At 39.3% G+C, this 24,394-nt stretch carries 22 protein-coding genes and 1 riboswitch; of the genes, 4 read left to right on the top strand and 18 right to left on the bottom strand.

Features of this window, described 5'->3' with window-relative positions; all coding sequences use genetic code 11:
* Window positions 1–101 precede the first annotated feature (101 nt).
* Entirely contained in the window at window positions 102–344 is a 243-nt protein-coding gene (locus RBQ60_RS02595) for a helix-turn-helix domain-containing protein (RefSeq protein WP_307885050.1), read from the top strand.
* A 33-nt stretch (window positions 345–377) separates the two neighbouring features.
* Here the strand turns inward: RBQ60_RS02595 and RBQ60_RS02590 are convergent, their stop codons facing one another.
* The 6 genes from RBQ60_RS02590 to hemW all read right to left on the bottom strand — a co-directional run bounded on the left by RBQ60_RS02590 (window position 378) and on the right by hemW (window position 7,764).
* On the bottom strand, window positions 378–1,319 hold the full coding sequence (locus tag RBQ60_RS02590) for a cation diffusion facilitator family transporter (protein WP_442871374.1): 942 nt from the start codon (window positions 1,317–1,319) through the stop codon (window positions 378–380).
* Between the two features lie 62 nt (window positions 1,320–1,381).
* A riboswitch (NiCo riboswitch) is annotated at window positions 1,382–1,461 on the bottom strand.
* A 252-nt stretch (window positions 1,462–1,713) separates the two neighbouring features.
* Complete coding sequence (gene dnaJ / locus RBQ60_RS02585) at window positions 1,714–2,871, bottom strand: molecular chaperone DnaJ (RefSeq protein WP_307885049.1); 1,158 nt, start codon at window positions 2,869–2,871, stop codon at window positions 1,714–1,716.
* An 86-nt stretch (window positions 2,872–2,957) separates the two neighbouring features.
* Window positions 2,958–4,790, bottom strand: coding sequence for a molecular chaperone DnaK (gene dnaK / locus RBQ60_RS02580; RefSeq protein WP_307885048.1), 1,833 nt, complete (start codon window positions 4,788–4,790; stop codon window positions 2,958–2,960).
* A gap of 36 nt (window positions 4,791–4,826) precedes the next feature.
* The gene (gene grpE, locus RBQ60_RS02575; protein WP_307885047.1) at window positions 4,827–5,402 is read right to left on the bottom strand and encodes a nucleotide exchange factor GrpE; all 576 of its coding nucleotides are present in this window, start codon (window positions 5,400–5,402) and stop codon (window positions 4,827–4,829) included.
* A gap of 17 nt (window positions 5,403–5,419) precedes the next feature.
* The gene (gene hrcA, locus RBQ60_RS02570) at window positions 5,420–6,466 is read right to left on the bottom strand and encodes a heat-inducible transcriptional repressor HrcA (RefSeq protein WP_307885046.1); all 1,047 of its coding nucleotides are present in this window, start codon (window positions 6,464–6,466) and stop codon (window positions 5,420–5,422) included.
* Window positions 6,467–6,618: 152 nt separating this feature from the next.
* On the bottom strand, window positions 6,619–7,764 hold the full coding sequence (hemW, locus tag RBQ60_RS02565; protein WP_307885045.1) for a radical SAM family heme chaperone HemW: 1,146 nt from the start codon (window positions 7,762–7,764) through the stop codon (window positions 6,619–6,621).
* A 139-nt stretch (window positions 7,765–7,903) separates the two neighbouring features.
* Between hemW and RBQ60_RS02560 the strand changes: the two genes are divergently transcribed.
* On the top strand, window positions 7,904–9,781 hold the full coding sequence (locus RBQ60_RS02560) for an LTA synthase family protein (RefSeq protein ID WP_307885044.1): 1,878 nt from the start codon (window positions 7,904–7,906) through the stop codon (window positions 9,779–9,781).
* An 87-nt stretch (window positions 9,782–9,868) separates the two neighbouring features.
* Here RBQ60_RS02560 and RBQ60_RS02555 read toward each other — a convergent pair whose 3' ends face one another.
* The 3 genes from RBQ60_RS02555 to RBQ60_RS02545 form a co-directional block, all read right to left on the bottom strand.
* Window positions 9,869–10,492: a hypothetical protein gene (locus RBQ60_RS02555; RefSeq protein WP_307885043.1), complete on the bottom strand. Its 624-nt coding sequence runs from the start codon at window positions 10,490–10,492 to the stop codon at window positions 9,869–9,871.
* Window positions 10,493–10,938: 446 nt separating this feature from the next.
* Window positions 10,939–12,138, bottom strand: coding sequence for a diaminopropionate ammonia-lyase (gene dpaL / locus RBQ60_RS02550; RefSeq protein ID WP_307885042.1), 1,200 nt, complete (start codon window positions 12,136–12,138; stop codon window positions 10,939–10,941).
* Window positions 12,139–12,425: 287 nt separating this feature from the next.
* Entirely contained in the window at window positions 12,426–13,724 is a 1,299-nt protein-coding gene (locus tag RBQ60_RS02545) for an alkaline ceramidase (RefSeq protein WP_307885041.1), read from the bottom strand.
* 367 nt (window positions 13,725–14,091) lie between these two features.
* Between RBQ60_RS02545 and RBQ60_RS02540 the strand changes: the two genes are divergently transcribed.
* Together RBQ60_RS02540 and RBQ60_RS02535 are read left to right on the top strand one after the other, a co-directional pair.
* A complete protein-coding gene (locus RBQ60_RS02540; protein ID WP_307885040.1) occupies window positions 14,092–14,310 on the top strand; it encodes a helix-turn-helix transcriptional regulator in 219 nt (72 codons plus the stop codon).
* Window positions 14,294–14,752: a DUF6773 family protein gene (locus RBQ60_RS02535; RefSeq protein WP_307885039.1), complete on the top strand. Its 459-nt coding sequence runs from the start codon at window positions 14,294–14,296 to the stop codon at window positions 14,750–14,752. The genes RBQ60_RS02540 and RBQ60_RS02535 overlap by 17 nt, the downstream gene beginning before the upstream one ends.
* A 396-nt stretch (window positions 14,753–15,148) precedes the next feature.
* Here RBQ60_RS02535 and RBQ60_RS02530 read toward each other — a convergent pair whose 3' ends face one another.
* The 9 genes from RBQ60_RS02530 to lon form a co-directional block, all read right to left on the bottom strand.
* Window positions 15,149–15,469, bottom strand: a complete 321-nt coding sequence (locus tag RBQ60_RS02530) for a putative heavy metal-binding protein (protein WP_307885038.1) — start codon at window positions 15,467–15,469, stop codon at window positions 15,149–15,151.
* A gap of 31 nt (window positions 15,470–15,500) precedes the next feature.
* Complete coding sequence (locus RBQ60_RS02525) at window positions 15,501–15,869, bottom strand: YccF domain-containing protein (RefSeq protein WP_307885037.1); 369 nt, start codon at window positions 15,867–15,869, stop codon at window positions 15,501–15,503.
* Complete coding sequence (locus RBQ60_RS02520) at window positions 15,866–16,582, bottom strand: DUF2161 domain-containing phosphodiesterase (RefSeq protein ID WP_307885036.1); 717 nt, start codon at window positions 16,580–16,582, stop codon at window positions 15,866–15,868. The genes RBQ60_RS02525 and RBQ60_RS02520 overlap by 4 nt, the downstream gene beginning before the upstream one ends.
* Complete coding sequence (locus tag RBQ60_RS02515; protein ID WP_307885035.1) at window positions 16,579–17,829, bottom strand: aminopeptidase P family protein; 1,251 nt, start codon at window positions 17,827–17,829, stop codon at window positions 16,579–16,581. The genes RBQ60_RS02520 and RBQ60_RS02515 overlap by 4 nt, the downstream gene beginning before the upstream one ends.
* A gap of 289 nt (window positions 17,830–18,118) precedes the next feature.
* On the bottom strand, window positions 18,119–19,288 hold the full coding sequence (locus RBQ60_RS02510; protein ID WP_307885034.1) for an alanyl-tRNA editing protein: 1,170 nt from the start codon (window positions 19,286–19,288) through the stop codon (window positions 18,119–18,121).
* A 258-nt stretch (window positions 19,289–19,546) separates the two neighbouring features.
* Complete coding sequence (locus RBQ60_RS02505; protein ID WP_307885033.1) at window positions 19,547–20,386, bottom strand: DegV family protein; 840 nt, start codon at window positions 20,384–20,386, stop codon at window positions 19,547–19,549.
* A gap of 247 nt (window positions 20,387–20,633) precedes the next feature.
* Window positions 20,634–21,161, bottom strand: a complete 528-nt coding sequence (locus tag RBQ60_RS02500; protein WP_307885032.1) for a hypothetical protein — start codon at window positions 21,159–21,161, stop codon at window positions 20,634–20,636.
* Window positions 21,162–21,302: 141 nt separating this feature from the next.
* Entirely contained in the window at window positions 21,303–21,887 is a 585-nt protein-coding gene (gene yihA / locus RBQ60_RS02495) for a ribosome biogenesis GTP-binding protein YihA/YsxC (protein ID WP_307885031.1), read from the bottom strand.
* A complete protein-coding gene (lon, locus tag RBQ60_RS02490; protein WP_307885030.1) occupies window positions 21,878–24,220 on the bottom strand; it encodes an endopeptidase La in 2,343 nt (780 codons plus the stop codon). Before lon ends, yihA begins: the two co-directional genes overlap by 10 nt.
* Window positions 24,221–24,394: the final 174 nt, after the last annotated feature.

The raw sequence follows: 24,394 nt of genomic DNA, 5'->3' as shown, positions 1-24,394 counted from the left end.
TTTATTTTACAGATAGAATGCTCAATATACTGAGCATTCTATCTGCTATTTTAGCATATAATAAATCAAATTGCAAACAATATTGAGCAAACGGAGTGCATATGGAAAAACTAAGACAAGATATTTCTATCGGAAAAAATTTAAAAAGGTTACGTAATGATTGCAACTTCACCCAAGAGCAAGTTGCAGCAAAGCTACAGCTTTTGGGCTCTAGTACCACTCGTTCAATATATTCCAGATATGAAACAGGAGAGTTGAATATTAAAATAAGTGACTTGATTTTGCTTACAGAAATATTCAAATGTGAGTACAATGATTTTTTCAATGAAATACGTAAAAATTAAAAGGACTAATCCATTAGGATAGTCCTTTTTTTATTATTCCTGTTCTATGAAATCCTCTTCCATTGGGTTCACATGAACCATACAATGCTTCACATCTTCAAAATTTTCCTCAATCGCCCTGTGCACCTGTTCTGCGATATCATGGGCTTCATTTAAAGTCATATTGCCATCTGCCACAATTTCCACATCCACGTATATTCTAGCACCAAATAGACGAGTTTGTATTTGATCTATATCCACTACGCCCTCTTGAGATAAAATAACCTCTCTCATTTTATTCATCGTTTCGGCATCACAAGCTGTATCCATCATTTTATTAATGGCATCTTTAAAAATATCATAGGACGCTTTTACGATGAACACGCAGATAATCACGCTGGCCAATGGATCGCAAATGGGATAGCCTAATCTTGCTCCAATAATACCTACCATACTGCCTACAGAAGATAGGGCATCGGAGCGATGATGCCATGCATCCGCCATCAAAGCCCCTGAATTCACTTTCTTTGCAGCATCTCTGGTATACCAATACATCCCCTCTTTTACGATAATGGAAACGATGGCTGCAATCAAGGCTAACATTCCCGGCATTTCTAAATTCAACTCATCGGCATGAATGATTTTTTGAATCCCTCCATAGCCAATGGCAATGCCTGTGATACACAATATGATTGCAAGCAATAACGCCGCTACGCACTCCATACGCTCGTGCCCATACTGATGGTTTTCATCAGATTCCTTTGCTGACATTTTATACCCAATGATTACAACAAATGTACTAAATACATCTGAAGCGGAGTGAATACCGTCAGAAATCATAGCCCCAGAACGGGCAACCACACCGGCAAACACCTTTGCAATAGACAAAATTACATTTACGATCATACTGTTAACTGATACCTTCATTACAATTTTCTCATTATCTGCGACTTTATTCGTCCCCTTTTCCACAATAAAACCTCCAATCGTGTTCATCCTGTTATTTTATCCCAAAGTGGGCGAAAAATTTGTAAAAAAATAACGCCCACAGGAACAATTTCTGTCCCACAGACGCTTATCTGCTGCTTTGAGCCCGGCCACATGGTATTCAATCCATTGCCTGATCAGTTCTCATGATTTTAATATAAGACATCCCCTTTTGTCAAGCTTTTCTAACAAAAAATGATATACGAATCCCGTCCATCGCCATTTTCTGTTTCCAAAGGGTTTATGAAACAAAGAAATCCCTTTCAAAACTCACCTTGTTTCATGGCTTCTATGACTAAATATAGCCCCTTTGCTATAGAGATTACTACAAAGCAATGGGGCTATATGTTTACTCAACTTTTAGAGCTTTTTGTTCCTATTTGTGCTGAAATTGTCTTGACAGTTACTCTTTAAAAAAACCCTTCATTTTTTCTGAAAAGGACTTCTTATCCTCAGCTCCATTTTTATGTTCTTGCTCAGGTGCAGCTTCTTCCTTATAGAACTGGCGTAACAAATCTTTCTGTCTTTCGCTCATATCTGTAGGAATCTTCACCTTCAATGTTACTACCTGATTACCACGAACCTTAGGATTTCTTAAGTTGGGGATACCAACACCCCGCAAAGTCACAACGGTTTCAGGTTGTGTGCCAGGTTTTACAGTATACTTTTGTTCACCATCAATGGTCTTAATTACAATTTCTCCACCCAATGCTGCCTGAACAAAAGAAATAGGCACATCACAGTAAACATCAAACCCTTTTCTTACGAAAACACGGTCAGGCTGTACATAAACCGTTACCAACAAGTCCCCGTAACCGCCGCCGTTTTCGCCAACTTCACCTTTATTAGCCAGTCGAATGGTTTGACCGTTGTCAATCCCCTTAGGAATATTAACCTCATATTTTTTGGTTTTTCTTACTTTGCCTGCGCCTTTACAAGTGTTACAAGGGTCTTTTACAACCTTACCTGTGCCGTGACACTGGGAACAAGTACGAACAGAAGTCACCGCACCAAACATAGACTGCTGAACAAATCTCTCCTGACCTGTACCGTTACATTTTGGACAACTTTCTGGATGGGTACCAGATTTTGCGCCAGTACCTTGACAAGTTTCACACTCATCCAAGATACCAATGGAAATTTCTTTTGTACAACCAAAAGCAGCCTCCTCAAAAGTAAGCTGAATATTTACGTTTACATCGTTTCCACGCCTTGGGCCATTTCTACGAGTACCGCCACCAAAGCCGCCGAATCCAAACATACTGCCAAAAATATCTCCCAAGTCTCCCATATCGAAGCCTTGGCCATAGAAACCGCCGCCGCCGCCGCTTTGGTCGAAAGCCGCATGCCCAAACTGGTCATACTGTGTTCTTTTTTGAGGATCGCTCAAAACCTCATAGGCTTCATTTACTTCTTTAAATTTATCTTCCGCTTCTTTATTTCCCGGGTTTTGGTCTGGGTGATACTTCACCGCCATCTTACGGTAAGCCTTTTTCAGCTCAGCCTCTGAGGCATCTTTACTTACCCCCAGTATTTCGTAATAATCTCTTTTCTCTGCCAACTTCCTCACCACCTTCATTCTTTCAAGGTCTTAAACAGCAAAAGCAGGGGCGGATAACCGCCCTTGCTATGCACAACTACTATATTTTACAGTTCTTTTCCTTCGCCGTCAACAACATTTGGATCTCCGCCGTTAGGGTCTTCACCTTGAGCAGCCTGTGCCTGCTGATATAGTTTCTCGGAAATTTTGTAGAATTCCTGTGTCAAAGCTTCTGTTGCTGTTTTTAAACTTTCAACGTCTGCTTCTGTCATAGTTTCTGGGTCCATATCCTTAGATAAATCTCTCAACTTATTCAGTTCAGCTTCTACAGCATTCTTTTCATCATCGCTTACCTTGCCTTCCAATTCGCCCAGGGTTTTTTCCGTCTGGAAGATTAAGGAATCCGCTTCATTTTTCGCATCAATTGCTTCTTTTCTCTTTCTATCAGCTTCTGCAAACTGTTCCGCTTCTTTTACAGCCTTATCGATTTCCTCATCGCTTAAGTTAGAACCTGCTGTGATTGTGATTTTCTGTTCTTTACCTGTGCCTAAATCCTTTGCCGATACGTTTACAATACCGTTAGCGTCAATATCGAAAGACACTTCGATCTGAGGAACACCACGTCTTGCAGGCGCAATACCGTCCAATTTAAAGCGGCCTAAAGTCTTATTGTCTTTTGCTAAAGATCTTTCACCCTGTACAACGTGAATATCAACTGCTGTTTGATTATCTTCCGCTGTGGAGAATACCTGCTTTTTGTTTGTAGGGATTGTTGTGTTTCTGTCAATAAGCTTTGTGGCTACACCACCCAGTGTTTCAATACCTAATGACAAAGGTGTTACGTCCAAAAGAAGTACGCTGCCTGCACCCTCATCACCAGCTAATTTACCACCCTGAATTGCCGCACCAACAGCAACACATTCGTCAGGGTTAATGCCTTTGAAAGGATCTTTGCCAGTGAGTTTTTTAACTGCATCCTGAACCGCAGGAATTCTTGTAGAACCACCTACCAACAATACTTTATCAATTTCGTTTGCGCTAAGACCTGCATCAGACATTGCCTGACGAACAGGACCCATTGTGCCATCTACTAAGTCAGCTGTCAATTCATCAAATTTAGCTCTCGTCAAAGTAACATCCAAGTGCTTAGGACCATCCTGATTCATTGTAATGAAAGGCAGGTTAACATTGGTTGTTGTAACTGTGGAAAGCTCTTTTTTCGCTTTTTCCGCAGCTTCTTTTAATCTTTGCATTGCCATTTTATCTTTGCTCAGGTCCATGCCTTCCGCTTTTTTAAATTCAGCTGCTAAATAGTCAATGACTCTCTGGTCGAAGTCATCGCCACCCAAACGTGTATTACCATTTGTGGAAAGAACTTCAATAACCCCATCACCGATTTCGATAACGGAAACGTCAAACGTACCGCCACCCAAGTCATAAACCATAATTTTCTGTTCATTTTCATTATCCAAGCCGTATGCCAAAGCAGCAGATGTAGGCTCGTTGATGATACGTTTTACTTCTAAACCTGCAATACGGCCTGCATCTTTTGTTGCCTGTCTCTGGGCATCGTTGAAGTATGCAGGAACAGTGATAACCGCTTCGGAAACTGTTTCACCTAAATAGCTTTCCGCATCCGCTTTCAATTTCTGCAAAACCATAGCGGAAATTTCCTGAGGAGAATAGCTTTTATCCTCCACGTTTACTTTGAAGTTCTCGCCCATTCTTCTTTTGATGGAGCTAATTGTGTTGTCAGGGTTTGTAATCGCCTGACGCTTTGCTGTTTCACCAACCAATCTCTCGCCATTTTTTGCAAAACCTACAACAGAGGGTGTTGTTCTTCCACCGTCACTGTTTACGATAACAACGGGCTGCCCGCCTTCCATAACTGCTACACAAGAGTTGGTTGTACCTAAGTCAATACCAATAATTTTTCCCATAATCATTTCCTCCTAAATATATGAATACTTGTTTTCTTAGTTAACGACCTTCACCATACTGTGGCGAATGACCTTGTCTTTATATTTATAACCCTTTAACATTTCCAAGATAACTTCGTTTTCACCATAGTTTTCATCATCCTCATGGGCAACTGCCGCATGAAGATTTGGGTCAAACTGTTCACCCAAGGCTTTAATTTCTTCCACACCCAAACCATGTAAAACGTCCTGGAACTGCTTTAGGATCATTTGCACGCCTTTAAAGAAACCATCTTCTTCCTCAGCCTTACTTTCTTGGGCTGCAACGGCTCTTTCTAAATTGTCAACTACCATTAAAAGTTTTTCAACGGTATCTGCTACACCGTCATCGTACATTGTTGCCTTTTCTTTTGTGGTACGCTTTCTAAAGTTATCGAATTCTGCCAAGCATCTTTGATACTTATCAAAGTTCTCCGTTACCTGCTGTTCCAATTTTTCAATTTTTTCAGCAGTTTCGTCCACCACTTCACCTTCTACAGCTTCTTCTACGGCTTCCTCTACATTTTCAACCTGTTCTATGGTTTCAAGAATTTCTTCTTGCAACGCTTCTTCTCTGTCTTTGTTTCCTTCCACTTGTCTCCCTCTTTTCTCTAACCGTCTTTATTATTGTCTGTTAAGTTTCGTAGCACCCTCTCTATATTTTGTACCATGCCATTTAAAACAGAAACTACTTGGGAATAGTCCATTCTAGTAGGGCCTACAATACCAATTGTTCCTCGAGTATCATCGCTAAGCTTATAGGTTGCTGTAATTACACTACAATCTTTCATGCTTTGCACTGTATTTTCACTGCCGATTAAAATCTGCAGATCGTTGCTCTTGCTCTCTTCCAATAAAGTAACCAAAACATCCTTTTCTTCCAAGGTTTGGAATAAGGATTTGGCCTTGCTGATGTCAGAAAATTCAGGAAAGGCTAAGATATTTTTTGTTCCGCTCATATGAACTTGAACTTTTTCAGCCGCCTCCATGGTTATTTCCAAGGCCTTGAAAATAGGGATTAATAAACCTTTGTATTCCCCCAGTTCATACTGCAACCTTCTAATTACCGTTTGGTCTATCTGTTCTAAAGCGTATCCTTGGAAGGCACGATTTAAATAGAAACCAACTTCAAAAATCCTCTCTTCCTCAGGCACAACGCCCAACTTGATAACATGGTTCTTCATAAAATTATCTTCCGTTACGATAACCAGAAGGATAGAAACCATGTCTAATGGCAACAAGCGAATTTGTTTAATCTTGGCCCGCTGCCCCACAGGTTCAGAAATGAACGTGGTGTAATTTGTAAGGGCTGAAATGGCTTTCGCCGTTTCCTCCATAAGGTAATCAATTTGATTAATGTCTCTGGAAATCAAACTTTGTAGATACCGTTCTTCCTCATTGCTTAGCTCTCGCTTTTGCATAAGATGATCCACATAAAGTCGATATCCTAAGTCTGAAGGAATTCGCCCCGAGGATGCATGAGGCTGCATAATAAAGCCCATTTCCTCAAGATCGCTCATTTCATTACGTATTGTGGCAGAGCTGATGCCCAGATTATATTTTTTTGCAATTGTTCTGGAGCCGACCGGTTCCGCTGTTTCGATATAATCATTGATAATGGCTTGCAAAATTTGAATTTTTCTATCATTCAACGACATCGAGCCGCCCCCTCTCTATTGTGTTGTTAGCACTCACTTGCTACGAGTGCTAATTCATATACATAAGATAGCACTTGACACCTTAGATGTCAAGCGCAATTTTATAAATTTTTCTTAATTTTGCTAAATTAAATGCAAAAAGCTTTTTTCCCTTATTCATCAAGTAAAAACCCAGCAAACACTTGATTACTAAGGTCGATTCCCCTAGTGGTTAGTGCAACCCCATTTTGTGTTTCTTTCAATAACCCGTCCCTTAAAAAAGTAGAAATGGCCTTTTCATAAATCTGCTTCATGTCTAGGTCAAAACGCTTTGAAAATCTTTCATAGGAAACACCATTGGTCATCCTTAGCCCCAAAAACATAAACTCTTCCATCTCATCTTTTTTTGTAACAAGTACCTTTTCCTCTTCTAATATAGATAATTCCCCGTTTGCGAAAATATATTTTTCCATATCATAGGTGTTGTGGAATCGCGTTCCATTAAAAAACGAATGGGCGCCTAAACCTAGTCCCAAATAAGGCTCTGTCTCCCAATAAACTTGATTATGGCGGCTTTCCTTCCCTTTTTTCGCAAAGTTAGAAATCTCGTACTGCTTGTATCCTCTATCCCCCAAAAACGAAATGGCATAGTGATACATCAATCTGTCAAGGTCTTCCCCAATTTCTTTTAGGTCTCCTTTTTCAAAGGCATCATAAAAGGGGGTACCTTCTTCAATAATTAAACTATATGCAGATATATGCTCAGGGTTCATTTCTGTGATTCTTGCCAGTGTTTCTTTCCAATCTTCGAAAGTTTGTGTAGGCAGTGCAAACATTAAATCCACATTGATATTCTGAAAGCCTGCTTCCCTTGCATTTTGAAAGTTCCTTTGAAACTCTTCTATGGTATGAATACGCCCCAATGTAGATAGAAGACGGTTTTGCCAAGCCTGTACGCCCATGCTCAATCGGTTAAAGCCCATTTTTTTTAAAGCCATCCCTTTTTCTTTGTCTATGGTACCAGGGTTTGCCTCAATGGTGATTTCTGCATCTTCTAATACAGAAAAAACCTCTTTTATTTTCCTCATCAAACGTGCTAACATTTCTTTGGAAAGTACAGTGGGTGTACCTCCACCAAAAAAAATAGAGCTTACTTGCCTACCTTCACAATCCCGCCCCCGGTTTTCAATTTCCATCTCCAAAGCTGAAACATATTCTTCATATTTTCCTTTCATATTTCCATATGAAGGAAAATCACAGTATAAACACTTTCTCTTGCAAAAGGGAATATGGACATAAAGCCCCATGGTTTTCATCATAACTCATCCTTTCTTTCTCCCCATGATAACATAGCCCAACCTTGAAGAAAAGCCAATTTTATGTTATACTTTTATATTGTGTGAGAATAAAAACACCTGATGTTTTTATAATAAATCTTAGAAATGAGAGGTTTTTTCTATGAATGCTTTTCGTGAAATGAAAGAGGAAATCATCGATTTTTTTAATAGCAATCTGGCTTTAAAGATTTTTAAATGGATTACGGTCGTTTTATTTCCATTTTATCTTACCATTGTAACCAATTATCTATCCTTCGGAACTTCAGATCAAATGTATGCCCTCATCACAGCCAATACGGGCTCCTTTGTTTATGGACTGCTTTTGGTTTGCCTTGTTTATCTTTTTTTTATAGCCATTGTACCTAAACTAGCCATGGCTTCTTTTCTTACGGCCCTTATTTGTATGATTTTATCCTTGGTTGACTTTTTTAAATTTTCCATTTTAAAGGAACATTTTTTACCTTGGGATATTTATTTGGCACAGAACGCTTCTAGCTTTACAGAATTTTTAGGTTCCATTGTCATTCCCCAAGGCGTTTGGGAAATTCTATGTGGCACCTTGTTTTACTGTATTCTTCTCTACTTCATGGCGCCTTCAATCCCTATGAAATGGAAATTCCGTGCCCCTATTTCTCCTATTTTTTTAATTGGCCTTTGCCTATTTGTGACAAATGATACAGTGCATCAAATTTATACTCCTGTATTTGGTATTACCATAGGGCAATCCACGAAACAGTCAGAACTTTATGGGGAACATGGCTTTTTAACGGCATTTGCCTTAAATTTTGGCTCTTTAAACATGGGACAACCTCAAAATTATAGCAAAGGCTATATCCAACACGCCTTTGAAAAATATTTGCCCCAAGAAAATAGCGGCGAAACTTTTCAAAATCCCGATATTGTTGTGGTACTCTCTGAGGCATACTGGGATCCTACCGTTTTAAACGGTGTTTCCTTCTCCGCTGACCCCTTAGAGAACTTTAGAAAAATCGCAGAAACTAACCCTAGCGGGAAAATGATTTCCCCCACCTTTGGCGGTGGTACCGTTCGCCCCGAGTTTGAAATTCTAACAGGCATGTCCACCAGTGCTTTGCCACCAGGCAACATTCCCTATCAGCAGTATCTAAAAGGAGAAATTTTCTCCTTCCCTAGAACTTATAAAAACTTGGGCTATGATGCAATTGGTATTCATACTTATCAGAAAACCTTTTATGACCGTAATAAGGCTTACCCACTTATGGGTTTTGACGATTTCCTTGGGGAGTATGACCTCAATGTAGAGCATCATTGGAACAGCGGGCCATATATTACCGATGAAACCATCGCTGAAGAAATTATCTATCAACTGGAGCAGCCCCATGATGTGGGCACATTCGTCATGGCAATTACCATGGAAAACCACAGTATGTATCACGATAAATATGATGAGCAAGATAGAGTGATAAAGGTTACAGGGGAAAACCTGACACCCCAGCAGGTCTTAACCCTAGAAAACTATGCCGCCGGTGTTAGAAATTCAGACCTTGCTCTAAAATCAATATACGATTACATTATGAGTCGAGAAAAGCCTACGGTTGTTCTTTGGTATGGGGATCACCTGCCCACTCTGGGAGATGATTTTGATCCCTATACTTCAACCAACACCATTACTTCCTCTACTGCGGCACAGTGGACGGAAGATGAAAAGTATACCATGTTCTCTACCCCTTATTTGATTTTTACAAATTATAATACCGGCAAAGAATACCTTGCAAATGATGAGGAATGCATTTCTCCTTATCTACTGCCCGCCCTCATGGCAGATTATATTGATGCACCTGAGAGCATTCAAACCAATTTCCTTTTAGACTTGTATCGCACTTGCCCAGTTATGAGTAAATACTATAACCTTTTTTCTCCTGATAAAAATCAAAGCAAGCGTGACGAAATGCAAAAACTTCATGAATTGATGACCTATGATATGCTTATTGGAAAGAATTATATTTCAGAAGTAAAATAATCTTTATATAATTAAAAAGGAGATACGTTGCCTTATGCGGACTACGTATCTCCTTACTTTTATTTTAGTGGAATTTTGCGTCAAAGTCTAATTCTGCAATAAATCAGAAAAAATTGTTTTTATTGTTTTATAAGAATCAAATTGCTTCGCAAACATTGTATCTGCAAGTGAAGATACTCCATTTTCAAGTATTTTTTCATATCTTTTACGATTTAAATCTAATGATTGCGAAAACCAATCAAGTAAGTTGGTGTCTTCGTCTATTTCATCCACCTTGGTTATGTATGAAGTGATATTTCCATTGTCATCTAAATTAACAGAAATAATATTCAAAGAAGCACTATTTGGCAGATTTGAGAGAATTCCCATTTCGTACAGTTCACCCATAAAACAATTGTACTCATGGGAGCCCCACTTTAATTTTGATAAATCATATTTTTCATTTAAAAATACTTTTTGTTCATGTGTCAAGGTTTTTAACTGATATAATGGATCTTCAAGAACTGTTATTGCTCGCACGATTCCTGATTGCGATGGTTTGATTTCTGAGTCATTTGGTGTTTGTCTGTTTTTACCAGAAATTTGATAAGCATCAAAATTTTTTCTTGATTCGTTTGTTTTTTGTTGAAATAATTTATTGAAGTCATCTGTTTTCTTAACTGAACTTTGCTTTTTAATCGCATTTTGTGGTATTAAATTAGTAATCTTCACAATTTTCACCTTCTTTTTTTGCATGACGCTTTGTGCTGTTATTGATATTGGAGAAGCGGAATCAACAGTATATTCGCAGGTATTCTTTCATTTAACAAAAATTCTATTGCTATCACTCAATTTTTTATATATGACTTCTTTTTGAGCTTTGGAAACGTTAAGCGACTCCATAGAAGATCCTCTTTTTCCATAAATCAAATTGTATTGAATTTCATGATATTGGTATTCAATAAACTTTTCTGTATAATAATACCTTATATTCCAAATATTGTCAATTGATTTATAGGCATAGTTAACGCGGATGCCAGCGAAAAGATTTTATAAAGTTGTGAATCCGAATAAACGCATTTTTATGTAATCCTCTTCAAATTCCATAAAACCATTAAAAAAAATTCCCAAACTTCCCTTTTCTCTTGATGGAAACATGTAAAACTTTCTCAACCTTTTTATGTCCTAGGAAATGTTCCATCCCATACAATAGAGCGGTATCCCTCTCGATCCGTATCCCCTTCTGTGCTGAAACATAACACCCTTGAATCCTCGTTAAGCTTCAGCTTTTCCCTCCATTGTGCCAAAGCAGGGTTTCTCATAATCTCCGCAACACAGCCAAAGGTTGCGGCTCCGCTTTCTCCTGAAATGATGGACGCATCCCCCTTGATGGGGTTTCCAAGAATACGCATCCCCTGAGCCGCAACATAATCGGGGCAAGAGATAAAATTATCTCCATACTCCTTTAAAATCTCCCAGCCTATGCTGCAAGGCTCGCCGCAAGCTAAGCCCGCCATAATGGTATCCATATCCCCTGTTACATAATGAAGCTTTCCATCCTTTGCCTGTGCTGTTTGGAAAAGACAGTCAGCCTTATTGGGCTCCACAATGGTGATAATGGGGCATTCCTCTTTGTATAAGGCGGCAAAAAAAGCCGTAACCGCCCCCGCTAACGAACCGACACCAGCCTGTAAGAAAATGTGTGTCGGCCTTTCGGGCAGCTGGGTATACGCCTCGTAGGCCATGGTTCCATACCCTTGCATAATCCACAGGGGAATGTCCGCATACCCTTCCCACGCCGTATCCTGCACCATAATCCAGCCTTTTTCCTCCGCCTGTTCGTGGGCAAAACGTACGGCATCGTCATAATTCATCTCAGTAATAGATGCCTTTGCCCCCTCAGCTAAAATATTTTCTAAACGCTCCATGGCACTGCCCTTTGGCATATATACCACTGACTTCTGTTGCAGGGTCTTTGCAGTCCAAGCAACACCTCTGCCGTGATTTCCATCTGTGGCAGTTACAAAGGTAACCTCGCCCAAATCTTGTCTTGTTCTATCTGAAATAAAATCGCTATATGTAAAGTTTTCTATACTTCGCCCCAACTTTTGAGCAAGATAGCTTCCTATGGCAAAACTGCCCCCCAAAACTTTAAAGGCATTTAAACCAAAGCGATGGGACTCATCTTTTATATAAACGCTTCCTAACCCCAGCTCCTTCGCCGTATTTTTCAATGAAACCAAAGGTGTTTCGCTGTAAGTCGGAAAACTACTATGAAATGCTAAAACTTTTTTTGCACGCTCTAAGCTAAACAGGCTTAAATCCCCATTGTGTCTATGATTTCTTTTATATTGCACGAGCTTGAATTCTTCTTTCATAAAATCCTCCTCCCTTTATGTAACAAATTCCTCCTTTCAGTATACTTTCCCTAATAACTTTGTGCAACAACCCCTTACACAATAAAAAATGGCATAGCCTTTTCAAGCCATGCCATAAAATTCTTTGTAAAGTCTTAGCCTAGAGTCTCTTTTCAATTTTTCAAGGGTATGAACTCCCAACCCCATTCTGACTACGAAAAGAGAAAATCACTCCTTGCCTTCAATTTAAAAACCTTTGACGGTAACTTCTTCTATCGTCTTTTGTTGCTACAAGCTATCGAAAAAAACTATTTTCCATGGGGTGCATTTTCAACAACAGCATGAATCAAATCCGTGCAAGCATTTCGATTTAAGGGAAATACTCGTCCATGATAAATATAAAAAATCAGCATAGACCAATAAACTTCATATCCCCCCTTATCAAACTCTTCTTCTGTTGGGAAATATCCTGTACACCCATTGGTGTATCCGCCAAAGTAAAAATATTCATTTTTTATCAAATCCATGGATCGCAAAGCAAACTCACACATGATTTCATTTGCCACGCCACATAAGCAGCCTTTTCCTATGGAAAAATACTGAATTTCAGTGGTATCTTTTTGGCGCTTTATTCCTTCTTTTTGTAGTCTCCGAACCTCAGCCAACCACATGGCTCCATCAATGCCAGCAAACGCCTTGGCCTCTTTTGCAACTTCTAATGCCCTTTCGTAGCTAGGGACATCCGCATATAGGTCTATAAACTTGGAGTAAGCAGCCAAATTTTTTAACCCTACAGGTTCTATGGAGTCAATGACCTTACTCACTTGGTTGGCCAATTCCTGAGCCATTATATTTAAGGCTTTCGAAGAACGAATGAACCGCTCATCGCAAGCATCAGGGGGTGTTATATTAGAAGAAAAATACTTGGGAGCCACGTTACCCGATGCCCCTTGGGTTACCATAACAGGGCATCCATACTGTTCTTGTAAAACATCACGCACAGTGCCAAAATAATCCGGCGATATCGTATAATTGTCCGCCTTCAACACATTAGCGTGGGCTGTTACTCTCAATAGCAGTAGTTTTAAGCATCCACTTTCCACATCCACAGCCTTAAAAACCCCAATTCTTCTATCTAATTCTTTGCTTTCTTTCCTACGGTTCAAACCAATTTCACCATAAGCATTTCCCCAAGCCCCTTTGATGGGTCTTAATTTTTTAGAGGCGGAAACAACGGCTTTTTTTATTTCATTGTCCACAAAGTCTGAATATTCTTTTTCAACACTATCGTTGGGAGCCGAATGGGTATGGGAAAAGCAAAGCATTACCTTTTCCATGCCTATGCCTAAAATTTCTCCCACTTCCTTGCGTAAAGCATTCCCATGTTGTTTGGAAAACCCTATATGATCTATGGAAAGAAGACAACCCAATTCCTCCGCATATTGCCATAGGGAAACCTGAGCCAAAAGTCCATGTAATACGCCTTTTGACACCTCATCCTCCCGACCGAAGCCGATGGTGTGTACAGGCTTATCAGGTGTAATATCCACTTCCTCATATGCAAAAGAAACAGTATCATGTTTTTTCAAACTTTCTTTGTTTTTCATTTTACTTTACTCCTTTTATTTTCGTAGATTGACCGAAATTTGATTGGTAAACCCCAAGGGGATTTCTTATCTTAGAATGATAAAAGTGCAAAGTTATTTAAATCAACAACTTACTCCATGCAAACAGAATCTAAAATAACTTTGCATGGAGTCAAAACAATGGTTAACCTCATAAAATCACTCCTTTTCACAATTTTTTCTTATAGTTTAACATATTTTGCTCTTTTACAGACATATTTAATAAAAACTTTTGATTTTTTATGCTCAAAACAATATTTATGACATAAATTCAAATATATAATATATATTGTCGTATATACTTGACATTACGTAAGTTTTAATATAATATATGCCTAGAGGTGATGACATGGGAAGAAATATATCAATTAAAGTTGCTCGTGCCCAGTTAGACATGACACAAAAGCAACTAGCAGAAAGAGTTGGCGTTTCCAGACAAACAATGAATGCCATTGAGCAGGGTGAATATAACGCAACCATAAAATTATGTAGAGCTATTTGTAAAGTTCTTGGAAAATCTTTAGACGAGCTTTTTGGAGAGGATGAAAGTGATGAAGAAACAAAATAGTAATTTAGATGAAATGCAGGAACAAAAACTTTTAAAAATTGAAAGCAAAGGGTTTTGGTTCGCCTTTTGGGCCCTTCTTGCTGCAATTATGATTCAAACCGTTGTATATGATTCCACTACACATGCCATAGCAGGGGAATGGATTGTATTTATGTGTCTTTCCATTTATATGGTTATTTGCTGTATAAAAAACGGCATTTGGGATAGAAAACTAAAAGCAAATGGAAAAACTAACGTAATCGTTAGCCTTACATCCAGCTTGCTGTGTGCCTTGTTTTTTGCTGTTTCCTCCTATATTAAATATGATGCCCTAATGGGATCAATTGCAACAGGAATCATTATGTTTATCTCTGTATTTATCTTAACCTTCGGTGCTCTCACCATTAGTATGAAAATATATGAGAAAAAGGTTTCTAAAATGGAGACTGACTGTGACGAGTGATGATGAACTAAAGTATATTAAAAAGCAGATACAAACTTGTATCTGCTTTTTATATTATCCATTAGCCAAAGCTTAAAATCTCTAGGTTGCCACTTAACCTTGCCATTTACTTAATTCGAAAATCCTTGTTTACCGTTTCAAATATACCGCTCCCATCATCTTTATTTACTTCAAAAAATATGCTCTTGTTAAAATATTATGAACAATGAAACCCTTTGTTTTTGACTTTCCCAAAAAGCAGCATCAGCTTTTCTAGATGAAAGACATTACATTTGCTTTGTTTAAAGTAGTATTTTACCTAAATTGAAGAAGTGCCCCCGTAAATCGTTGAGGCACTTCCTTTTTCATTTAGCTATTCTTTTTACCCCTAAACACTTCAATTTCTAAAAGTTTAGTTTAATTACAAACCACTGCAGTACCGGAAACAGTAACCATTAACATTCCGTTGTCAGTTCCTAAAACTTCATAATCAACATCTACGCCAACAATGGCATTGGCTCCCATATCGGCAGCTCTTTTCACCATTTCTGCAATAGCATTTTCCCTTGCATTAATCAATTCTTCTTCATATGTACCAGATCTTCCACCAAAAAAGTTACTTAAGCCTGCCACAAAGTCCTTTACAAAGTTCACACCTGCAATTACCTCACCAAATACGATTCCTTTGTAAGCTACAATTTCTTTGCCTTCAATACCATTTGTTGTTGTTACAATCATCTTTTATCCCTCTCTTTTTTAAAATAATTTATTAAAATCTGCGAATTTGTGCACCAAAAGGTAACAATGCAAGACCCACAAATTTAAAATGCTGAATGCCAAATGGTATCCCAATAATGGTTACACAGCATGCAATTCCCAAAACCAAAGAGCCCATTGCCAGTTCAATTCCACAGAATATAATCCAAATCACATTTAGAATAATTGACCCAGAATTTAAGTTTCCATACTCAATTTGTGTTCCAAAAGGCCAAATTACCATCTTGGCAAACTTAAAACATTGTAGGCCAATGGGTATTCCAATTATCGTGATACAACAGACGACTCCTGCCAAAAACCAACCAATTGCCGAAAAAAGTCCACCGAAAATCAGCCAAAGTACATTGCCTAAAATACTCATTTTCTTTTTTCCTTTCTATACACAGCTCTATAATAACAAACGGCCTTTTCATAGTCCAAAGACTCCAACGTTTCTAGGCCATCTGAAGAAAGGCGGTAAACACCCTTTTCTATTCTTTCAAACCATTGATACACATTACTTTGCAATATGGAAGGATATTTCTCTCCTTTTCCCATCTGCCGTAATTCCTTTATGGCAATCTCATCAAACTGCTCTATGATACAACAAAGCTCAATGGCCTTTTCCCGATATGCAGTCATGATTTTCCGCCTGGTCATACCGCCTATATTCTCTGCAATATGCCGATTTTCTATCTCTGCTTGTAATCGTTCTTGCTTCTTTCGATTTTTCCGCACTAAGCTATCAGAAGGCTCTAATACCACATCAACGGTTTGCAATGGGCTATCTAAGGCAACGGTAATTAGCCCTAGCTCCAAACGCTTTAAAAGCTTTATCATATCCTTCCAAGTCCTGTCCCTCTGCCCTTTTTTAGGGCGAGGAATCGCAACAAAAACCTGATCCGTTAAACTTTGTCGATCCAAGGCTTGATACACCAACTTTAGATTAAAACTCTTTTTCAACTCTATGATTAGGGTTTCTCCATCCTTCACAGCAGCAATATCGCAATGCTTCACTTCCGCCTGAACTTGGTATCCCTCATCTTCTAAAAAACTTCGTATGGGTTCATATAAGTCTGTCTCTTTCAAGCTCATGCTTCTCTACCTTTCGCCATGAACCCTTCAATTTCCTCAACGGTACGAATCATGTTTTGTGTCATTACTTCACAACCCTCAGCCGTCACCAAAACATCGTCTTCTATGCGAATGCCTATATCCCATTCATCAATATATAACCCAGGTTCCACAGTAAGAACCATGCCTGCCTGTAAATCCCGATCCATATATCGTCCAATATCATGGGTCTCTGCCCCTAAATAGTGGCTAACACCATGGTAATAGTACTTGGAAACGTCTTCCATGGTTTCAACCAAGCCTAGCTTTTTTAGTTCCTCAAGGTAATGCTCTTTTAAAAGTTCGTTTAAACGGGTAAAGGGAACCCCCGGTCGAATGGTTTCAATGACTTTTTTCTGTCCCGCCAAAACAATGTTGTATACCTCTTTTTGTCTATCGGTAAATTTACCACTCACTGGGAATGTGCGGGTTATATCCCCGTTGTACCATCCCACCTGCGCCCCAGCATCAACCAGTATCAAGTCACCATCTTTGGTTGGCTGATTATTTTCTACATAATGGAGAATGGTGCCTCGTTTCCCCGCCGCCGCAATAGTCTGAAAAGCCTTTTGCCTTACGCCATTTTTGGTCAAAGTAAAATCAAAATATGCCTCAATTTCGTATTCCATCATGCCACCACGGGCGTTCTCCATCATAGCATAAAAGCCTTCTTCCGTAATATGCATGGCCTTTCGCATACGTTCCAATTCCCATTCTTCTTTGATTAACCTTAAGTCACTAAAAATAGGGTATAAATCCTGCAGGTTTAAACCTGGGAATCTTTCTCCTAGCTCATTGGCAAAAGAAAGGGCGGTAGATGGCAGTGCATTCCAATCCCTGTTTTCTAAGTCCAAATACACAGTTTTGATGTTATGCTTGAAAAGAAATGCCGCAAAATCCGTACGAAAACTATCAATAAATTCGATGTTTTCAATCCCCGATTCTTGCCTTGCTTCCTCAGTTGTAATATTTGCACCCACCCATTTGGCTAAAATTCCATTGTCACGGGGGATATATAAAGTTGTAGTAACCCCAGAAGTTGTCTTCGCCGTAAAGAATATACAATTTTCCCTCTCTATGCCCGTAACATAGTAAAAGTTTCGGTCAGGAGAAAAAGGATACTGCTCATCCCCTCGCTTATAAGGTGCCTGCCCTGCAAAAACAAGGGCAGCACTATTTTCTTCCAAAAGACCTTCTAGTTTTTCTCTGTTTTTTTGAAAGTTTCCCACGTGAACCACCAAACCTTTCTCGTTTATATTACCATAAATCTTTTTTCCGAATTCTAAGAAACTCTAATAAAAATCTAAAGACTTTATTAATTTTATGACTGCAAAAAAGACGTCAGTCTTTGTTAAAAGCTCATTTCATACAAGCTTTTAAAGATAGAAAGTGAAACCAAAGGCGACGAATTTCATTGTCTGAAAATTCTCTTTAGTGCACAAAACTTGATTAGACTGCCTTCTTTCCTGTCCTCTTTAGTAACCTTCCCCTACAGATAGACAATTACCCCAGCTATACTTACTTTACCAGAATATAACCTTTATCCACAAAATAACGCACAACTTCATCTTCATTTCCACTTAGTTTTCCTTGCACAGCTTGGTCTTTCCCGCCACCTTTACAATCAAAGTCTTTCTTCAGTTCCTCTGCAATCTTGCGGGCATCCATTTTACGGCTCACCAAAACAAAAGCAAACCCATTATCAGAAGGGGTTAAAACCATGGCACGACCGTCATTCTTTTCCGCCGCCAAGTCCGCCAATGCTGTCATGTCCCTTCCATTTAAGCCTTCTTCCAGAATTAGTACGTTTTCCCCATCCTCTGGCAACTTCTCAATTTTATTTAAAAAAGAATCCCACTTCCATTTTTTCATCTCCTGAATCAATGTATCTTTCTCCAGAAGGAGCTTGTTTACCCCCTTGGAAATGTTTTCTGCGGGAACAGAAAGGGCTCTGCCAACCTCACTAGCAGCCTGATGAACGTTTCTATAATTTGATAACCCTCTCTTGCCGCAAAGCAGCTCCAATCGGGTTCCACCCTTATAATTCTGCGCACCAATGACCTTTATCATACCAATTTCCCCTGCAAGCTTTACATGGGTTCCGCAACAAGCACAGCAATCGTATTCCCCCGCTTGTACAATCCGTACTTCTCCTGCAAGTTCTATTTTACTTCGATATTCCAGCGCCTCTAAATCCCCTTTGTTGGGATAGGATATGGCTATTGGCGTATTTTTCCAAATTGCCTCATTGGCCTTCTCCTCTAGCCAAGGCAAATCCTCCGTAGGGATTTGTGTGTTGAAATCAATGGTAATGCTATCCTTACCCATATGAAATCCAACATTATCACAATTGTATTTTTTGCAAATGATCCCCGAAATAATATGCTCCCCTGAATGATTTTGCATCAAATCGAAGCGATGCTTCCAGTCAATCTCACCGTTAACCTCTATGCCAACTTCCAAAGGTTTCTCCCCATAATGAATGATGTCCCCATTTTTTTCATGTACATCAAAAATTACAACGCCACCTAATATCCCCTGATCACCAGGCTGTCCGCCACCCTCAGGATAGAATAAAGTCTTGTCCAAAATAATATGATAACAGCCACCTTTTACCGCTTCACAAGAAAGAACACAGGCTGTAAATTTTGTTGCATACGCATCACGATAATATAATTTTTCTGTCATTTTTCTGCCTCCTGTCATACTTTACCACAGTATATCATGCTTTCTATACGAAGAAAAGATGGGCTTCTTCCCCCTCCCTTTGGATTTCTTAGAAACTAGCCAAGGGCATAGTTCCTCCACTCTTTAAATCATAAGGGATCTTATACCCATATGAATTCCCTTATAAACTACCTCCATGGTTAACCCTGCACAAGTAATGCATTCAAAAAAGCAGACACTGATATGATTTACAGTGTCTGCTCAATTAAAACTCTAGTTTTATTTCTTTGCAATAATCCCAACTGCTACGGCACCAGGACCTGCATGTGTACCAACAACGGGCCCAATATCCCCATCAAGGCAATCAGAAATATCAAATTCCTCTGCAAAGCATTCTTTCAACTTCGCTAAATTATCGCTCCCCTCACCCTGAGAAAACATAATTGGATAAGATTCGTCTACGCCATTAGCCATAACCAACTCTTTCATCTTAGAAAACATTCGCTTCTTTCCCTTTGCCTTTGCAATGTTTATAACTAAGCCATCTTCCGTTGTAACTATAGGGTGCAAATTTAACATGGTCCCTACAATTGCTGCAGTGCCAGATAAACGTCCACCTTTTCTAACATATTTTAAAGTTTCCATTGCGCAGTAAACCTTTGCTCTGCCTGAAAGTTCTTTCATTTCATGGAACAATTCTTCCGCAGTTGCTCCTTCTTTAGCACGTTTCGCCGCAATTTCAACTAAAAGCCCTAAGCTGGCACAAGTGGTATCCGTGTCTAATATCCAAATTTTATCGCTTTCCAAGGATTCTTTCGCAATATTGGCAGACTGTACCGTTCCACTTAATTTGCTTCCCAAAAGTACGCAAAGCACGTCATCCCCTTTATCCAAAATCTTTTGAAAAGCTTCTTCGAAAGAGAGAGGTGTAGGTTGTGCTGTGGTTGGAATTTCATCCTGAGTTCTAAGTTTATGATAAAATTCCTCCGCCGTTAGGTTTTCACCATCAATAAAAGTCTGATCTCCAAAATGCACCGTTAAAGGTACACATACAGCACCAATCTGCGCCAATCTTTCTCGAGATAAATCGCAAGTGCTGTCCGTAATAATCTGTACCATGTTTCTTCCTCCTTTAAAAAACGGCAAAAGCCAATGATAATCATCCTAAACCTCATCCCATTCTATAATAGTATTTAATACTACGTCAACAGTTTTTTAAAAAAGAACTATGGAATATTTTGAAACACATCTTGTATTTTTTACAAACCAAAAATAAATCCATGAAAACACTATATTACGTTTCAATAAAAAAGGCTTCGAAACTTTTCGTCTCGAAACCTTAATCCAATTCTATATTTTTAAACTGTTATGCTCCTTCTTCTGTGGTTTCAGCTTTTGTGCCTCTTAACAAGTGTAAACCACCCCAAATAGCAGCCACTGCAACAATGATGCGTACAGCGTTACGATTCAGTCTATGAGCAATCTCCCACAAAACTCCGTTAAAATAAGGATCCACCAAATTCATGCCCATTTGTACAACCATACAAACACCGAAGAAAATCAATGCCCCTGCAACAACCTTCTTATTTCTTTTCAACGCTTCATCTGCCTGATCAAGGTCAAAATCGTTGTAAATCAGGTACTTATCCTCCACAGATGAAAATTCCTCTTCCGACATACTACGTAAATTGTGGGTATGAAAAAAGCTATAAAACCAAACAACGGGAATTATGGCCCATAGCAACTCCAAACCTGCCCAGCCACCAATGGCCCCTACACCCCAAAATACCAGCATCAGGCTTATACCCTGCTTATAAAGTCCCATGTACATTTCTCCTGCTCCCGGAACTAAGGAGCAACAAAAAGTAAAAAATGTGTTTTTCTTGTTCGTCATAGTATTACCTCCAAAAATAAATATTATAATTCCTTTATCATTAGTATAGCGAACTCTTTTTTGGAATTCTTTCACAATTTATTAAGAATTCTTAAATGTTTAAAATTTAAAGCACTTACATTAACTGTAAGTGCTTTAATCTTAGTCTAAAAATTTTTCAATTACTTCCCAAAGCTCATCAACACCCGTTTTCTTCTCTCCTGAAAAGGGAATCAAAATGTCTTCTGCTCCAAGGCCCAGTGCCTTTCTAATTACAGATAAGTGCTTTGGAATTTGGCTTCTGTTAAGCTTATCAGACTTTGTGGCAGCGATAATGATGTCATATCCATAATGCTTTAACCAATCATACATCATAACGTCGTTTTTACCGGGCTCATGGCGAATATCAATTAAAAGAATGATGGCTCTTAATTCTTCCCTTTTTTCCAGATATTCTTCTATCATTTTCCCCCATTTTTCAATTTCTGTTTTGGGTGCTTTTGCATATCCATACCCAGGCAAGTCTACAACATACATCTGATCGTTCACATCGTAAAAGTTAATTGTTCTTGTTTTACCAGGGTTTGAGCTGGTTCGTGCCAATGCTTTACGTCCTAAAATTGCATTGATTAATGTGGATTTCCCCACATTCGACTTTCCGACAAAAGCAACCTCAACCTTCCCATCCACAGGGTAGTGGGAAAAATTTGTTCCAATTGCCGCTAATGAAGTGTTTTTTACTTCCATAGGTCTGCTCCCTTCACCAATGCAACTTTTATTACATCGTCCATGGTTTTCGCTAATACAAACTCCATATCCTCTTTGATTTCCTCATTGATTTCTAGCAAGTCCTTTTCATTATCCCAAGGCAGAACCACCGTCTTGATGCCAACTTTTTTGGCAGCTAAAACTTTTTCTTGCAGCCCTCCAATGGGAAGAACTCTGCCTCGAATGGTCACTTCTCCTGTCATTGCCACATCATTACGCACATTCTCTCCTGTTAATGCTGAAAGAATTGCCGTTACCATGGTAATGCCTGCAGAAGGGCCATCCTTTGGCGTTGCTCCTTCAGGGATATGTATATGTATGTCTTTTTTCTTATAAAAATCTGTAGGAAGGCCAAACTTTTTTGCCTGAGAACGGATATAGCTAATTGCCGCCTCCGCCGATTCCATCATAACCTTGCCTACATTTCCAGTCAATTTAAACTTACCATCCCCATCCATGGCGTTTACCTCTATGGAAAGGGTGGTACCACCTACTGATGTCCATGCTAAGCCACGAACAATACCCACCTGAGGTTTTTTATAAATAGTATCTTGGGAATACTTCCTTTTTCCAAGAATACTCTCTAAATTTTTTGCAGTTAACGTAATGGATTTCTTCTCACCGCTTAAAATAGACTTCACTGTCTTTCTGCACACTTCGCCGATCACTCTCTCAAGCTGTCTAACCCCAGCTTCCCTTGTATAGCCATCAATGATACTTGCAATGGCATCATCACGGAATTTTATCTGGGTCAAAGTTAAACCATTGCGTTGACGCTGTTTACGTATTAAGTGTTCCTTAGCGATATGTAACTTCTCTTGGGAAGTATAGCTTCCAAGGGAAATCACTTCCATTCTGTCCAAAAGGGGTCTTGGTATGGTGTCTAAGCTATTTGCTGTACACATAAAAAGCACTTTGGAAAGATCATAAGGCAATTCAATAAAATGATCACGGAAGGTACTGTTTTGCTCCCCATCCAAAACTTCCAATAAAGCCGCAGAAGGGTCGCCATTGTGAGAAACACCCAATTTGTCAATCTCGTCTAAAAGCATCAAAGGGTTCACCGTTCCAACTTGTTTCATGGCATTAATAATACGCCCTGGCATAGCACCGATATAGGTCTTTCTGTGGCCTCTGATTTCCGCCTCATCCTTCACGCCACCCAAAGACATTCTAATATATTTACGGTCTAAGGCCTTCGCCACAGAACGGGCAATGGATGTTTTACCCACCCCAGGAGGGCCCACCAAGCAAAGAATTGTTGGTCTTTCTTCTGGAACATTCTTGCGTACTGCTAAGTATTCCAAAATTCGTTCCTTTACTTTTGCCAAACCATAATGGTCTTCATTTAAAATTTCCTCGGCACTGGCCAAGTCGAAACTCTCTTGTGTGGTTTCATTCCAAGGTAAGCTTAATAAGGTTTCAATATAGTTTCTAGAAACGTTAGACTCAGGGGAAGTAACGGGAATTTTCAACATACGGTTGATTTCTTTTTCTACTGCCAACTTCACCATTTCAGGAGGATTTTTTTCCTCCAGCTGTTTACGGTACTTTTGGGCATCTGCCCCAACACCGTCCTTGTCACCCAGCTCCTCTTGAATTACCTTCAATTCCTCTCTCAGGTAATATTCCCTCTGGTTTTGTTCAATACGAGATTTCGTCTTACTCTCGATTTCTTTTTTAATCGTTAAAATTTGTTTCTCCGTTTTCATGATTTCCAATACGGATTCCAATCGCTCAATGGGGTTCAGTATTTCTAAAATTTTCTGTTTTCGATCAAAAGGAATCTCAAGGCCTGCCGCAATCAAGTCAGCTAACTTACCGGGCTTAGCCGCAGCCGTTACACTGCTTAAAAGATCCGTGGCAGTACTATTGGGTACAAATTTAATATACTCTTCATAGCTTTCCGTCGCCACACGCATATACGCCCTCAAATAATCATCGGGTTCATCAATAAAGTCTTGCTCTAAGGATGTTATCTCTGCAAAGTCAGAGGAGCTTTTCGTCCAAACTGCCTCTAATCTTCCACGTTCCTTCCCTTCAACAATTACATGGGTTACATTTCCCGGTAGCTTCAGCACTTGCTTGATGGTACATAATGTGCCAATTTCAAATAAGTCCTTCTGTTCAGGGTCAGGTGTTGCAGGGTCAATCTGCGCCACCAAAAACACTTTGCCACCGCTGCTTTCTGCCGCTGAAACGGCATCCAAGGACCGTTGTCTGCTGACAGGAAAGCTAATTGCCATATTGGGGAAAACCGTTAAGCCCCTTAGCGCGATCATGGGTACTTTGATCGTCTGCTTTTTCTCCATTCTTCCACCTCTATTTTCTATATCCAATCAAGGTAATTTGCGTTTTTTTAGAATATAAGCGGAGAACTAAGCTTGGGAATACAGTCCTTCTCCTCTCTCATTAACTCTCATTCAATCCTGAAATCATCATAAAATTTTATCTGATTATGATAATATTTGTTGTGTCTCAAGCAC

Source organism: Anaerotignum sp. MB30-C6 (assembly GCF_030908465.1).
Taxonomy (GTDB): domain Bacteria; phylum Bacillota; class Clostridia; order Lachnospirales; family Anaerotignaceae; genus Chakrabartyella.
The sequence above is the reverse complement of the archived record's forward strand: the minus strand, read 5'-3'. Positions and strand labels throughout refer to the sequence as shown.